Source organism: Mesorhizobium sp. B2-5-13, from assembly GCF_006440535.1.
GTDB lineage: Bacteria > Pseudomonadota > Alphaproteobacteria > Rhizobiales > Rhizobiaceae > Mesorhizobium > Mesorhizobium salmacidum.
This window is the reverse complement of sequence record NZ_VFUI01000003.1, coordinates 20,985-36,153: the sequence shown is the minus strand read 5'-3', so window position 1 is coordinate 36,153 and position 15,169 is coordinate 20,985. Positions and strand designations below refer to the sequence as shown.

Annotated in this window: 12 protein-coding genes; 8 read left to right on the top strand and 4 right to left on the bottom strand. The window is 57.5% G+C overall.

Features of this window, described 5'->3' with window-relative positions:
- Positions 1-107: 107 nt before the first annotated feature.
- Positions 108-644: a HEPN domain-containing protein gene (locus tag FJ434_RS06335; protein WP_246673673.1), complete on the bottom strand. Its 537-nt coding sequence runs from the start codon at positions 642-644 to the stop codon at positions 108-110.
- Between the two features lie 104 nt (positions 645-748).
- Between FJ434_RS06335 and FJ434_RS06330 the strand changes: the two genes are divergently transcribed.
- The gene (locus FJ434_RS06330) at positions 749-4,141 is read left to right on the top strand and encodes a TM0106 family RecB-like putative nuclease (RefSeq protein WP_140745578.1); all 3,393 of its coding nucleotides are present in this window, start codon (positions 749-751) and stop codon (positions 4,139-4,141) included.
- A gap of 1,173 nt (positions 4,142-5,314) precedes the next feature.
- Here the strand turns inward: FJ434_RS06330 and FJ434_RS06325 are convergent.
- The 3 genes from FJ434_RS06325 to FJ434_RS30075 form a co-directional block, all read right to left on the bottom strand.
- The gene (locus tag FJ434_RS06325) at positions 5,315-5,503 is read right to left on the bottom strand and encodes a hypothetical protein (RefSeq protein WP_140745581.1); all 189 of its coding nucleotides are present in this window, start codon (positions 5,501-5,503) and stop codon (positions 5,315-5,317) included.
- 42 nt (positions 5,504-5,545) lie between these two features.
- Complete coding sequence (locus FJ434_RS06320; protein ID WP_246678249.1) at positions 5,546-5,872, bottom strand: hypothetical protein; 327 nt, start codon at positions 5,870-5,872, stop codon at positions 5,546-5,548.
- A gap of 246 nt (positions 5,873-6,118) precedes the next feature.
- A complete protein-coding gene (locus FJ434_RS30075; protein ID WP_246673672.1) occupies positions 6,119-6,349 on the bottom strand; it encodes a hypothetical protein in 231 nt (76 codons plus the stop codon).
- A gap of 953 nt (positions 6,350-7,302) precedes the next feature.
- Between FJ434_RS30075 and FJ434_RS06310 the strand changes: the two genes are divergently transcribed.
- From FJ434_RS06310 to FJ434_RS06280, 7 genes are all read left to right on the top strand, one after another.
- On the top strand, positions 7,303-8,025 hold the full coding sequence (locus tag FJ434_RS06310; RefSeq protein ID WP_140502892.1) for a LuxR family transcriptional regulator: 723 nt from the start codon (positions 7,303-7,305) through the stop codon (positions 8,023-8,025).
- A 416-nt stretch (positions 8,026-8,441) separates the two neighbouring features.
- On the top strand, positions 8,442-9,962 hold the full coding sequence (locus FJ434_RS06305; RefSeq protein ID WP_181165825.1) for a tyrosinase family protein: 1,521 nt from the start codon (positions 8,442-8,444) through the stop codon (positions 9,960-9,962).
- Positions 9,963-10,597: 635 nt separating this feature from the next.
- Positions 10,598-11,257 (top strand): acyl-homoserine-lactone synthase, encoded by a 660-nt coding sequence (locus tag FJ434_RS06300; protein ID WP_140502889.1) that lies wholly within the window; start codon positions 10,598-10,600, stop codon positions 11,255-11,257.
- 77 nt (positions 11,258-11,334) lie between these two features.
- Complete coding sequence (locus tag FJ434_RS06295) at positions 11,335-11,805, top strand: hypothetical protein (protein ID WP_246673684.1); 471 nt, start codon at positions 11,335-11,337, stop codon at positions 11,803-11,805.
- Positions 11,806-11,956: 151 nt separating this feature from the next.
- Positions 11,957-12,361: a hypothetical protein gene (locus tag FJ434_RS06290; RefSeq protein ID WP_140745588.1), complete on the top strand. Its 405-nt coding sequence runs from the start codon at positions 11,957-11,959 to the stop codon at positions 12,359-12,361.
- 79 nt (positions 12,362-12,440) lie between these two features.
- Positions 12,441-14,663, top strand: coding sequence for a multicopper oxidase domain-containing protein (locus tag FJ434_RS06285; RefSeq protein WP_140745590.1), 2,223 nt, complete (start codon positions 12,441-12,443; stop codon positions 14,661-14,663).
- Positions 14,664-14,691: 28 nt separating this feature from the next.
- Positions 14,692-15,162, top strand: coding sequence for a hypothetical protein (locus FJ434_RS06280; RefSeq protein ID WP_140745592.1), 471 nt, complete (start codon positions 14,692-14,694; stop codon positions 15,160-15,162).
- The last annotated feature ends 7 nt before the right edge of the window (positions 15,163-15,169 follow it).

The window sequence follows — 15,169 nt, the reverse complement described above, 5'->3', positions numbered from 1 at the left end:
ACTCATGCTGAATAGTGCCTGGGTATTTCTCAGCGGTCGCTGAAGCGTGACCCGTTGCTACGAGCGCGCATTTGTCATGTCCGTCGGATTCGGCGCTTACAAGCATGTTATCGAGTTGGCGATGGATTCGGATAGGGGGCTGCTGGATTCTGGCCTTGAAGCTCGTCGGTAGCCGGGTGTGATTGCTTCGGCTTTCTCGGCGCAAGCGTGGTCAATGCAGTGACCTTTGTCGCTACCTCATCAAGGGTAGCTGTGAGACGGTTTATCTGCGAGGCCGTTGCTGCGAGTTCCGGTCCGTAGCGGGTGACGAGATATTCTCGGTTCTGGCTGAGGGACTGGAGGTGCTTTGCCGTTTTGACGCGAAGGCTCAGCCCGGCCGCTAAGGCGTGTTCCGTCCTCGCTGAAAGGTCGTGCTGCATCTTGCGGATCTGATTGGGATTGAGCCCAAAGTCGAGCAGAAGCGCAGTCAGATAGAGTTCGATCGCATGGATTGCCGCCATTCTGAACGGTGCTCGGGTAAGCGGCTTACCGGGTCGGCCGAGCTGAAGAAGAAGGCTTGCTGCTCTGCGGTATTCCTCGGCTAGGGCGTGAATCTGCTGTGGGGATGCAAGCTCACCAGGATATTTGCGGTTATCGAGCGTCATTAGCGCAATGTAAGGGCACTATGGGGAAGATTTCGTAAATAGAAGAGTGTTGTTCGGCGCGCTCGCAATTGCCGGGCTGTCGCTAAGTCGCATAGACTTTGTTGATGCTGAGAATCGGCCCCGACCTACAGTTGAGCGCCTCCGACCTGGTCGGGTATTTGAATTGCGGCCATCTGACGGCGCTTGACCTTCAGGTTGCGGACGGCGCGCTCGAAAAGCCGAAGATCTGGGACCCACTGCTTGAAATCCTGCAGCAGCGCGGCGCCACGCACGAGGCTGCCTATGTCGATCACCTGCGCGCGTCCGGCTTTACGGTCGCGGTCATCGACGGCAAGGGCATCGATGATCGCTCAGTGGCCGCCACGATTAAGGCGATGCGCGCCGGCGCGCAGATCATTGTGCAGGCCGCGCTACGCGCGCCGCCCTTCACGGGCCGGGCCGACATCCTCCGGCGCGTCGAGACGCCAAGCGATCTTGGCGCCTGGTCCTATGAAGTCGTCGACACCAAGCTCGCCCGCGAAACCAAGGGCGGGACGGTGCTGCAGCTCTGCCTCTATTCTGACCTCGTCGGGCAGGTGCAGGGCCTGGTGCCAGAATACGCCTACGTTGTCGCGCCGCTTACCGGCTTCGAGCCGGAGGCGTTTAGGGTCAGCGATTATGCCGCCTACTACCGCAATGTCCGCGAACGCTTCGTCGCGTCCTTGAACGGAAACGGCGGCACCTATCCGGAGCCGGTCGCTCATTGCGATATCTGCCGCTGGCGTGGCCGATGCGACGACCAGCGCCACCAGGACGATCACCTCTCCCTTGTGGCCGGGATCACGGCCGTGCAGCGCGGCGAGCTCGCCGGCCACGACGTCGCCACCATGACCGCGCTGGCCGAGCTCACCCTGCCGCTGCCGTGGAAGCCGGAGCGCGGCGCCGTTTCGTCCTACAATCGCATCCGGGAGCAGGCCCGGATACAGGTCGCGGGGCGCGCGGCCGGGCAGTTGCTCCATGAAGCGCTGCCTATTGAACCGGGCTTTGGTCTGTGCCGTCTACCGGAGCCAGATGACGGCGACATCTTCTTCGATCTCGAAGGCGACCCCTTCGTTGGCGATGGCGGCCTCGAATATCTCTTCGGCTATGCCTTCAAGGACGCAGAAGGCGTGCTCACCTACGTCGCCGACTGGTGTCTCACGCCGGCCGATGAAAAGGCAGCCTTTGAGCGCTTCGTCGATTTCGTGATCGAGCGGCGAGCGCACCATCCCGGCATGCACATTTATCATTACGCGGCCTATGAGGTGGGCGCGCTCAAACGCCTAATGGGGCGCTACGCCACGCGCGAGGAAGAGATCGACACCCTGCTGCGCGGGCAGGTCCTGGTCGATCTCTATGCGGTGGTCCGCCACGCCATCCGCGCCAGCGTCGAGAGCTATTCCATCAAGAGGCTGGAGCCGCTCTACGAATTCGTACGCGCGGTGTCGCTGCCCGATGCCAATTATGCCTTGAGCAAGGTCCAGGCCCGCCTGGAGCTCGAGGATGCAGGCGGCATCAATGCGGAAGATCGGGCCGTCGTGACAGGCTACAACCAAGATGACTGTGTCTCGACGGAGCGGCTTCGGGACTGGCTGGAGCGTCTGCGGACTGACGCGGTCGCCTCAGGCGTGAAGATTCCCCGGCCGGCTCCGCCTGGAGAGGGCGCTCCGCCGGATATTACGGCCTGGCAGGCGCGGATCCATGCAGTCGTTGCCAAGTTGACCGATGGCATTCCGGTGGACCCCGCGGGGCGTAGCGGCGAGCAGCAGGCGCTCTACGTGCTGGCGAACGTGCTCGACTGGCATCGCCGGGAGGAGAAGGCGATCTGGTGGGAATATTTCCGGCTGGCGGCACTGTCTGCGGACGAGTTGGAGGACGAGCGGGCAGGCATTTCGGGTCTCGAATACGTGGATGCGGTGGGCGGAACCGTCAAGGCCCCTATCCACCGCTATCGATTTCCCCAGCAGGACGCCGAGTTTCGGGGCGGGGAGGATTTGCGCAGTGTCGGCGGCGAGCGATTTGGCAAAGTCGAGGCCGTCGACCTGGAACATCGCTTCATCGATGTCAAGAAGAGGGGCGACACTGCCGGTTTTCATCCCGAAGCGGTCTTTGCCCATACTTACATTGACACAAGCGTTCTGGCCGAGTCCCTGGTGCAGATCGGCGAGTACGTGGCCGATCATGGCATCGGCGGTCTCGGCGCCTACAAGGCGGCGCGCGATCTGCTGCTGCGCCTTCCACCCGATGCCGGCTGCGCGGTGCTGCGCCAGCCGGGCGAGAGCGCGGTCGATGCGGCCTGTCGCCTCGTTCCGGCCTTGCAGGGGGTGCTCGCCATCCAAGGACCGCCTGGCACGGGCAAGACCCATACCGGCGCCTACGCGATCCTTGCGCTGGTCAGGGCCGGCCTTCGCGTCGGGGTGACCGCCAACAGCCACAAGGTCATTCGCAATCTGCTCGCGAAGGCCGCCGAAGAAGCAGCCAAGGAAGACTTCGACCTGCAGTGCCTGCACAAGGTCACGGATGTGGAAGACAATGTCCCGCACCTCACATTCACCGCGAAGAACCCCGAGGCCCTCGGCGCCTTTGCAAGCGGCTACCACGTCCTCGGCGGCACGGGGTTCCTGTGGGCCAGGCCCGATGCGGCTGGCCTCGTCGACGTGCTGTTCGTGGATGAGGCCGCGCAGATGTCGCTCGCCAACGTGCTTGCCCTATCGCCGGCCGCAGCCAGCCTTGTTCTGCTCGGCGATCCGCAGCAGCTTGAGCAGCCGATGCAGGGCTCGCACCCCGAGGGTACGGAGGTCTCGGCCCTCGACCACCTTCTCGGCGGACGGCAAACCATCGCCGAGGACGAGGGCCTGTTCCTCGACCAGACCTGGCGCCTCCACCCCGACATCTGCCAGTTCACCTCCGAGTTGTTCTACGAAAGCCGCCTCCTTCCCCGTCCCGGTCTTGAGAACCAGGCCATCCTGATGGACGGCCTGCTTGGCGGGAGTGGCCTGCGCTACATCGAGATGCAGCACAGGGGGAACCAGAATTCCAGCCCGGAGGAGGCCGATCGCATTCGCGATGTTGTCAGCGGGATCCTCGCTTCGGGCGCACGCTGGCGCGACCGTGAGGGCAACGAGGCGTCGCTGACCCTGAACGACATTCTGGTCATCGCGCCCTACAACGCGCAGGTCTTTGAAATCCAGGCGCGCCTCCCCGGCGCGAAAGTCGGGACGGTTGACAAGTTCCAGGGACAAGAAGCGCCAATCGTGATCTATTCCGTCACAACCTCCAGTCATGCCGACGCGCCACGTGGCATGGAGTTCCTCTACAGCGCGAACCGGCTCAATGTGGCCACCTCTCGCGCCAAGGCCTTGTGTATTCTCGTGGCCAATCCGGACGTGTTCGAGCCGGAATGCCGGACGCCGCGCCAGATGCAGCTCGCCAATGGCTTCTGCCGGTATCTCGAAATGGCCGATGCGATCGACCCATAGGTCCGCAGCGTGGCCCATCCGATAGCATGCGTGGGAGGATCAGCTCTGATGGATGGGACGATACTTAAGTAAGATCAGATAGTTACGCGATGTCATGGGTTCGCATGGGACACTAACTACTCGCCAGTTTTAACCGATAGAGCGTTGCCCTCCGAAGGCAGAGGTCACAAGTTCGAATCTTGTCGGGTTCGCCAATTTAATCGTAAATATCAGATAGTTAGGCGAAGCCGATTTTGGCAAGTGTCCTCGCTATTTTTGCGCGGAATCACTACGGAAGCACAAGAGACCGTACCAATTTCGCTAACCCTCCTGTGGAAAATGCCATCGAAGTCTGCTCGATGATGACGCGTTGACCGAAGGCCGCCTATTTCGGGGGGATAGCATGCATCGGCTCGTGTGGTTGATTATGGTAGCGCTAGAGCGCTACCGCCTTTCCCCCCCACTCAACAACTTGCCATTTCAGAATTCGTTGCTGCGGTTGAGCGGAGCCCATCTGCGGGTAATCAATCGCGGGTCGGCAGTCGAATCCCTTCGCGCGCACCAGACGTCTAAACCAATCGAAATCCAGCGCCTTGGCCTAGTGTTGAAAGGCAGCTTTGCGCCGCATCCGCGACATTTGAAGTCCCGGATGACGATCCCGTAAGCTGCCGTTCGCTTCGCATGCCTTCCATATCGGTCGAGATACTGCGGATACACTGCTTGTGGAGTGCCCGCCATCCGACAGGTAGAGGAGGAAAAATGACTCGTGGTCAAGCTTCAGGCGGATTTCGGAGCATGCGAGACGCCGGCAGTCCACGACGGGATCAACGGCTCCGCCAGGTCATTTCGAAAATCCGAGTGGCACGTTTTCCACGGCACGTCGTCGTGACCCATCTCATAGCCTTTTGCAAATAGCGCCCGCATGAAGTTGTTCTCAACGGGGTTTTTGGTTCCTCACTGAAGCCGACCGGAACGTCAATGAAGTTGAAGGGATGCCGTCGCGCTTGGAGACGGCGTATCTGAAAGGTCGCCGATCCCTTGCGTCTTGATAAGGGAGGACACTGCCTTTTCTGCGATGTCTGGCAGTGTGGCGTCGACGGTCCCCGCACCCGCGTCGTCCGGCCATTGCGGATGATATAAAGGCGTGCTTTGAGCCGCGCGTGGAATGTCCGAGCAAGCTCAAGCCCGCGGGCCTTAGAAAGACCTGGTCCTGGTGCCGCCGTCGACGTGCATTTCGTGGTAGGCTTTGCCGGAGGCGAGCACTTTCGGTTCGACCGGCCGGAATATCGTGGGAACGGCGGTGGAGGCGAGGATAACTTGCTTGAAGAGCTTCAGCCGGTCCGGCCGATGGCTCGCCGCAATGGCGTCCATGTCCCAGATCACAGGCCGATCCCCATTAAAATTGGTCGTGCCAATTTCCAGGCGTCATCTCAGCCGGGCAAGTTCTGCACGGCACGAGTCTGCGAACATGCGCAGTATGTCGTGCGCCGCGAGTTGACTGCGCGCCTGCGGAGCGGGGGAGGGCGATTCATAGGTCTCCACGATCCCTTCCAGAACCGCCTCTGCCGCGGCGATCGTACCCGGTGTTGCGAACAGGCGAAGCTTGTTGACGGTCGCATACATTGGGACAAGCTTGGCCGGATCATCCAAGCCTTCCCGAAAAACGCCGTCCGCGTAGGTTTTCGAGGCCTGATCAATGAATTCGCCAAAGAGCCGCTCGCGATGCGCGCCTTCCTGTTTCACCCGTTCCAAACGATCTTCGTGGTTTTGCGTGAGCCAAGTCGTACCCACAGATGCGAGGGCACCGATGAAAGAGCCGGCTTTCTTTGCCTAATCCCCGGAATCACCGGCAGCGAAACCAGCTGCTGCTGGCAAAGCCGCGCAGCACCGGGGCGCGCCTTTGATCGCTGCGAGCATATTTTTTAAAAATGGGCGACGTCCGACGATTTAGGAGAAATCCGCCATCCAACCATGCGGCTCTGCCCTCGGACAAACCGCTCAATATTCGTTCGTTGTTAGCCACTCGACGTAGCGGGCGAGGCCGTCCTCGAGGGTGTGTTGCGGGGCGTAGCCGAGTTCGCGGATCGCGGCGGACTGGTGCCAAGGGCCTTGCTGGTCAAGATGGCAATAGCCTGGGCCGATCGAAATCGCGGCGTTTGGCAGGAGCTTTCGCAGCAGATCCGCCGACTGCGCAAGTGTCCAGGCTCGGTCACCGAAGATGTTGAACACCGAGCCCCTTTCATGGTCTCGGCCGTCGCGGCCAGGATTGCGGCACGCGCGACATCCTCGATGTGGATGAAGTGGAACAGGTGATCGGAGCCATTCTCCATGAACAACCGTTCGCCGCGTAGCACCGTCTTGACGATATCGCGCAGGATCTGCGGCATGCGGTTGCCCGGCCCGTAGACCTCGGTGAAGCGCAGTGACACCGTCTGCAAGCCATAGATCTCGTTGTAGACGCGTCCAAAATGATCGATGGCCAGCTTAGTGACGCAATGGCCTGCAAGCGTTCGATGCCGTTGATGTGGTCGGAATGGAGGTGGGATACGAACAGACTGTCTGTGCGTCCGTTACTGCTTAGTCGGTGCGCGTTTAATTGGCTTTTTAACGCCTCGCTCTGCTCGGAGCCGCAATCATAAACATAGCGGAAGCGTTCAATCTCTGTTTCGGCCGCCGCTTCGGCTCCTGTTCTGGGCGGCTCGAAGATTTGAATGTGGCCCGTGTGAAATCCACCGGGCCCACGTCATGTTGCAAACGACTGACGCAAGCCCCCAGCACGATTTCGCTCCCCCTAAGAATGATTCCTCCCGTCAACCTATATCAGGATCGGTCGTCTTTTCGTGCTGCGTTTCGCAAAGCTTGGCTAGACTATAACGAAGCTTGACGCACAAGTTATAGAGTCATAAACGCGCAGCCACAGCCGCGCCCTCAATTTTTGGCCAGCAACCGACCTCGAGCTGAGCGTCACTTTAGCCTGCGGGACCCCTGAGATCTAACCTGGTATAGCGCTACAATTAAAACACGTGCTTCGCTACAACTTTCTCGACAAGGCTGCCAAAGCAGAAAAGCGGGCTGGAACGCCGGGAACCGCTGGCAAAAGGAACGCCTTTTAAATATAATATTTGAAGCTGCTAATTTGCCGCATAACCGCATCGGGCTTAGGGGTTTTGGGCGTCTTTCCGATGATCGATTCAGATGTATTCGATTTTGTCGAGCGCTGCCGGAGGCACACGGAAACCGGCGCACTTTTAAGCGACCTCCTTTCCACTGTAAAAAATCTCGGATTCGAGCACCTTATCCTGAGCGGCGTCCCTCTCGGGGGCCAGAAGCTGGCGCCGATGGTTGAACTGAATGGCTGGCCCAAGGGCTGGTTCGAACGTTACGTCGAAGCGGAGCATGCCGCGGTGGACGGCGTGTGCATTTACTCGGCAAAAACTCTGAAGCCATTCCTCTGGGCCGAAGTGCCGGCAAAATGGTCAGACACAGAGGCTTCACGGCGCGTGGCAGGTGAGGCGACGGAGTTTGGCATCTGTAGCGGCTTCGCCGTGCCGATGCTTAGCGTGCATCATTGGCAGTCTGTCCTGTCCTTCGCCTCCTCGCAAAAGGCCTGCGTTCTGTCCCCACGGCAGCAAGTACAGTTGGTGACGATGGCGGTCTATGCTGGCATGTCAATCCAAGCTTTGTCGGACGTCGCGGACGACGCTGACAGTGTCCTGACAGATCGCGAAAAAGAGGTGCTGCTTTGGGCGGCCGCCGGCAAAACTTCGTCTGAGACATCCCAGATCCTCGGCCTGACCGAACGCACGGTCAAATGGCATGCAACCCGAGCCCGCGAGGCGTTTGGCGTAGGGACGACCACGCAAGCTGTAGTCGAAGCTGTGCGCCGTCGATTGATCCACCCCTGATTACGTCAACTGTCCGATCGGACAGGTGACGTACTTTAGCGTGGCTGCAACTATCACTCAGGAATTTAGGGGGCGCGCGATGATTGCTGCATATGTCATCAATGCGCTGAACAAGCACCTCTACGATGACGTTTCTGCGCCGCCGCCGGCACAATCTATTCGTGCATCAGAATCCTCAAGGGACGCGGCGATCTACCGCTGGGGTCTCGAAGGCGGTCGCGTGGTGACCCCGACAGGTGAGTGCCTGTGCCATCCGGCCCAGTCACGACACCTGGGCAAACCCGAACTCACACGTCTGGGGAAGGGTCCGGAACCGGCAACTAAATTCAATGTCAGCTATCGAAGCTCGCCCCTATTCGGGGCTGTCTTCGCGTTTGCCATTGGAAGAAATACGACGAAAAACCTGGGAGGCTACAATGAGGGACTATTCGCGAAGGACCGTCCTGAGGGGCACTGCGGCGGCTGGCATACTTGCGCTCCTTGATTCCTTGCCGGCGTACGCGTCCGACGTTCCAAAGACCCGATACTCTGCCTTCTCTAAAGAAGGCAAAACGTCACTAGGACTGTACGCCAAGGCAGTCAAAGAGATGCAAGAACTGTCAAAGAAGGACCCTACCGACCCGCTGGGATGGCTGTATCAATACAAAATGCATTGGTTTCCGGATGATGGTAATTCTAAACTGGCCGCTGGGGGATTCCCTGCGCTCTTGAAAGCGCAGCAGGCGGAGCTTGACCTGTATTTCGGTGTGGCTAGCGATAAAAATACGAAACGAAAGGACGCAGAGGCGACCTGGGGGAAATGCCCCCACACACTGCCAGGCTTTCCAACCAATATGGATTTCTTGTCTTGGCACCGGCCGTACCTGTTCTTTTTCGAACGCATAGTTCGGAAGCTTTCCGGCGACGATAGTTTCGCTCTGCCATATTGGGGATACATGGATGGCGCCGGCAGCCAGATTTTGCCTGAAGAGTTCAGACAAGATGCCGGCAGTCCACTGTTTCATGATCGATCGCCCGCCAGTAATGGTGGCGATCATATGAATAAAAATAACTTTGTTGGGAATTTTTGGAAAACAGAGAAAGACAAGTACGAGCTTTTAACCCGGGCAATTGAGGGAACCCCTCACGGCGGGGTCCATAATGAAACGGGAGTTGGCGGGAAAGATATGTCGAGCCTGTTTACGTCACCGAGGGACCCCATCTTCTGGCTGCATCACTGCGAGATCGATCGCATCTGGGAAGGTACAATGAAGGCAAACTTCAAAACGCCAACCGATAGCTGGCTTGATCGCGAGTTTAGCTTTTTTGACGAAAACCGCGCGCTGGTCAAAGTTGCCACAAGGGACGTGTTGAAACCGGAGCAGATCGCCAAATGGCCTGGATACAGTTATCATGAGGTTCCACAACCTCCATCGGCGCCAGTGGTGATCTTAGCCATGCAACCCACTAGCAGACGTGTTATTGCGACCAGTACCAACGTGATAGTTAAAGCTGGCTTGCGATCTGAGACAATTGCTGAAACGAGTGAGATATCCAACATGTCTCCGCTCGTCGAAGGGGGTGCCAAGAGCAGTAAAATAGAAATATCCGAGATCTCTATCGATAAGCAGGTTGAAGCGAACGTTGACTTATATCTAAACGTTCCGAACGAGGGCGATTCTAACAAGATCGATGAGTTCCTCATAGGAACAATATCGACGTTTTCGCTTTTACCAATACCCGCAGGTGGGGGACACGATGGGCATGCGATGGAGGGTCCGCCAAACATACTGTCTTTCGACGTCACATCGCTCGTAGCAAAACTTCAGAAAGAAGGATTGTGGGATGGACGGCTCAATCTGACCACCAAAGAATCGGTAGGTACTTTGAATGGTGCCTCGCTCACTTTGGGCAAGGTCGAGCTTGTCGAAGTTAGTGCGGGGTTGCCGCAGCAGTAGGACCGCAAAAGCGCTCCCGGCGGTGCGGACAGCCCGTGGTTGGCAGTCCGTACCGTACTTCGGCTTTCCAGAAACCTGCGCCCTTTCGGCCCCGGCGAGTTGCCTGTAGGAGGCGCTCTCCTGGATTGACGCCAGCCGCCAACACTCGGGCAAGGCTTGCACAGTCTTCCGTTACGGATAATACGGCAGTTTGAACCGACAACAGGCCGCCTCGCCGCGCTCGGCCGCAACCTTCAACCTGTCGGATATTCCTCCATGACGCAGATCGCGCTGGCAAGTATCGTTTGCATGCACGATTGGACGACAATGATATGGTAGTCGCGATTGCGCCGATGTGAGCTTTGCTGCGCCCTGGAAACAGCAGCCAATCCACAGCGCCGCGGCTTGGGAAGTCTGATCAAATAGATCGCTATCCGGTCATCCCACGCAAATTCGTCTATTGTCCCCGACTGAGCGCACCTTTGGATGGTTTCCATATGAGCTCTGCGGAGGTATTTTGCCGGCACGGTGGCCCAAGCTGTCGTTGACGATGCGCACAGGCGTTTGACTGCAAGTGCGTCAACTGTCCGATCGGACAGGTGACGTACTTTAGCGCGACTGCAACTATCCTTTCTCGGAATGATGGGGGTCGCGCGATGATAACTGCCCATGTCGTCAATGCGCACAACATGCATCTCTACGAAAACGAATTCGATGAGTTTTTGCGCCGCCGGCACGATTTCTTCGTGCATCAGAAGCGCTGGCGCCCTCCAAGCCCAGATGGTCGTGAGCGAGACCAGTTCGATACGGACGCGGCGACCTATCTGCTGGGTCTCGAAGACGGTCGCGTGGTGACCTCGGCGCGATTGATCCCAACGAGCGAGCCGCACATGGTCTCGGAGGTCTTTTCTCACATGTGCGAAAGGTCAGGTGTTCCGAGACGTCCCGACTGGGCCGAATGGACACGCACCTTCGTGGTGCCCGAGAAACGCTCGATCGGCTTGCGGGGTACGCTGACGCAGCTGTGCTGCGCGGTGATGGAATACGCGCTTGATGAGGGCTTCAGCGCGGTGGGCGGCGTCCAGGAAACCTATTTCATGCCCCACCATGGTGCGCTGAAGTGGCGGGCCGAGCCCCTTGGTATGGCGCGCGAGGAAAACGGCGAATGGTACATCGTCGCCTATATCGAGGTGAACGAAGCAGCGCTCAAGAGTGTCCGCAAGATCCTTGGAATCGATCATTCCCTGCTGGTACGGCGCGGGATACAGCGGCGCTTTCTTGAAGGACCTAAAAACACGGTCCAGGCGGCTGAATAAGTTTGGGGAGTATATAAGTGCGAGTGTCAGGACCCTCTATCTGTCTAACGTACTTCGTTGTGGTGCTTGGCTTGAGCGTGGGTCCAATCGCCCACAGCTTCGCTCAGGCAACAGAGCAAACAGTGCAGGACAGCAGCGTGCTATCCGGTAAATGGACATATCGAAGTTTTCACAACAATCCTGCTCTGGTTACCGCCGACCCCAAAACCGCATTATCTTTATTTTTTGCAGAGGCGGTTTTTTCATTTGATGTCAAACCGGACAATTCGCTCACAGGAGCGATTGACTGGGGCGGCGGCGGATTAGATCTACAAGGAACCGTCCAGCCTCCAACATCGGCGGCGCCATTGACGGTTCAAATCGTTGGCCATGGTCGGGTGGGCACACAGACCGAGAACTGGGAATACGACTATTCCGGCTATCTGGCTCCATCATGGTCGAACGGTGTTGGACAGGTTCCAGCACTCGTTGGCAGTGTTCTGAGAGCAAAACCGCACGATGGTGCGCCCGCAGGGTACGTCGCTTCATTTGTAGCCGTCAAACAATGACCCCGCCGCGAATCATACGCGTTGGCGAATCCCGAGCACGGCTGGACGGGCGATTTCCTGTGCACAGACGAGTGCAGTGAAATTGTTTCTGCCGTGGAAAACGAATGTTGGCGGAGTGAAGACTACGTCCAATAACAAGGAGGATACTGCAATGAGATATTCGAAGCTGTCGATCGTCACCAGCCTCGTAGCATCGCTTGCGTCAACAGCCACGTTTGCTGCAGACAGTATCGGACTGGTTCCGGGTTCGTTCGCCGCGACCTATGTTCCTACGAGTGCGGGCTGCTCTTCGCTGCTGGTAACTGGCCAATTCCTCGCGCCGACGCCTGGGTATAAATTGAGCGTTACCAAGGCCGGAACTCAGGATAACCCGCTCGTTCTCCAATTAGAGCTGGCAGCAGCGCCGCCAGCGGGCCAAGTGACGCAGGTTTTGACCCTTTCACCGGTTCAATACGCTGATCCAAATTACCACGATTGTCACTACGGCGTGGCCGTAAGCTACGGCAAGCAGCGAATAGTAGTCGGTCTAAGTCCAGCCGGCACTCAAGATCGGTAGGGCAGCTTCGGCAGCGAAATCCGGCCTATTCGTATCGAAAGGGTCCAAGCCCACAAACCTTGCAGAACGGAATGATGCCTTGAAACGTCTTTTGGTCCTTGCACTTGGTGTTGGCATGGTCCTCTGGCCGGCGATGGCCGCAGAACTTGTCCAACCTCCGATCTGCTCCGTGGCAACGGCAGGCGCGTCTTCTCTTGGCGACAAGTGTACCGTTTCAACTCAAGCCGACGGCCGCCACCAGGTGAAGGTCAATCTGACGGCCGAGACGCATGAAATCGAGGTCGGAGGCTACAAAGTCACCACTGAAAATTACAACGGAAGTTATTTGACGCCAGTTATCGAGATAGCGCCAGGTGACACGGTCGCTGCTCACCTCGAAAATCTCTTGGCACCTCGTTTGCATGACGGCATGTCCCACGGCGACGGGGACGAAAACCCGACCAATCTTCACTACTTTCATGGGGGGATTGTATCGCCCAACAATGCGAGACCTAAGCGCGCCGAGCTAGGAAACGGGGACAACGTTTACGTGCATTTGAAGGCTGGCCGCGACGCAGAGGGAAACCCCAGCAGTTTCGACCTCAATGTCCCAATACCCGGCGACGGGATGCTCGATGCCCGGGTCTTGGAAGGCAAAGGAGGCTACATCCCTCACCCATCTGGGCTCGACTGGTATCACTCTCATATGCACGGAATTTCATCCGACCAGGTTATGGGCGGCATGTCCGGCCTACTGTCGGTCGGCGACGCGGCCGCTAACGTCAAAGCAGGTTGCCGGCAGGATCCGCTTGACCCTTCCAAATGCATCAATGACGTTGCCAAGGACACGGCCGACCTGAGGCGTGAAACGAATGTCCGATACGCCCTCCTTCGGGACATTCCACTCCAGAACATCAGCAAGCTTCCAGAAGAAGCCGATGGCAACGCGACGGCCGAATGGGAGCCCGTTGCGCGCGATTTTCCACCGGAAAGCGCACCAGGCGCCAAGTGCGGAGTTTGGAAAAAGGACAAACTGGACACGGATGACTTGTCACTTCGAGCCGGCTTCTGCCAACTCGACCAAAGCTCGGCTTGGCTATTCACCCTGAACGGGCAACGTTTTCCGACGGTTAAGATAGAGGGCGGGAAAAACCTTCTACTTCGATTGGGTAATCTCAGCGCGAATGTGGGCTACTGGCTTGAACTGCGCAACAAGGCCGACGGAACGGTTCTGCCACTGACAATACTGGGTCTCGACGGCGTAGTCCCAGCACGACCTGTCCTGCCTGAGCAGGAAGGGAAACCTGTTGAGGCAAACAACTATGATAGCCTATTGTTGATGCCGGCTTCGCGCGCCGAGATCTACATTCGTAATGACGAGAAATCGCATGATAAGCCCCAAGAATACATTCTTAGTACCCGGGGGCTCGATGCGGGAACAGACAAGTGGCCCGCGGTTGAGCTTGCAACGATTGTGTTAGAGCCGAACACCGCTGCAAGCCCGATTCGAGTTGCATTGAACGCTTCCGTCGAGGCTTTCCCAAATCTCATTCAGGTTCAGCCACCTGTTGCTGAACGAGCGCAGTTACCTGATGGCTGCGTCAGGGATTTGGATCCGGCTTTCCACGAATACCGCCGGGTGACTTTCATTCCCGGGGGGGAAACATCCACCGGCATGAAATCGGATTGGAGCATTCTAACGCAAATCGTGCGCCCCAAGGTCGGATCAGGTTTGCAGGATGAGGCGAACTACGAACCCGACGATCCCAGCAAAACGAGCGTAGGATATGATGTGCGGCAGCAAGCTGAAATAGCTGTTCCGTTTGAAGATTATGTTCAAGCGGATGGAACGGTTGACTGGACAAAGAGGCATGTCTGCATCTTCATAGATCATGGAGACCATGATGGGAGCCACAAACAGTTGTGGGTGCTTAATAACGCAACAGCAGCCTTACACAATTTCCACATCCACCAGATTAAATTTCGATTGGCAACGCGCAGAGAACTTGTAAACATTTATAACATTGAGCCACCGAAGCCATCGGATACGTGTGGGGAAAAAACGCCTGAAGAATGTATGCAACCCAATGTTAAATTCTATGAGGAAAATGCGACTGATCCGGCCGATCCCGGCGCGACACCTCTCTGGCATGATACCATTCCACTGCCGCCCCTCAGCACGGTTTTTATCGTGATGAGCTTCGATGCTAAGCAGCAGATCGGACGGTTTGTTTTTCACTGCCATATCCTCAAGCATGAGGACGGCGGGCTGATGGCTCCCATTGAAGTGTGGGAGCCAACGGTGGGAGCAATGGCGCAATAGGAAAGCTTCGAACAAGGGAGGAAATGAAATGAGAACGTTTTTGGCAAGTTCTTCGGTTCTTGGACTGGCACTTGGCGCGATCGTCGTAGCTGGGGGTGCAAGCTTTGCAGCTGATACCCATGCTGTTGCAACCAAGAATGTTGCGTGGACCTATAACGGAAAGGCTTCGACGAAGACCACACCACTCATCGTCGATGATCTCAAGATAGGAGACATCGTCGAAATCCAGATTGACGGGGCAATCCCCCACGGATTCGTCACAATAAGAACTAAGGACGGAACTTCCACCGAGGCTAAGGACCTTGTCTGGGCCTGCGGTCAAGACAAAGGACCAAACGTGGTCCTCCGTGAAACAGATTGCGGGGCTGCGAGTCAATTCGGCGTTCAATTCAAGGGGAAAATGCGACTGGAAGTACTGGACACCTTTAAGGACCCAGTCGATTTTTGGTGCGTGATACACCTTGGTGGTATGCGGGGAACGCTCAAGCTCAAGCCGTGAACTAACA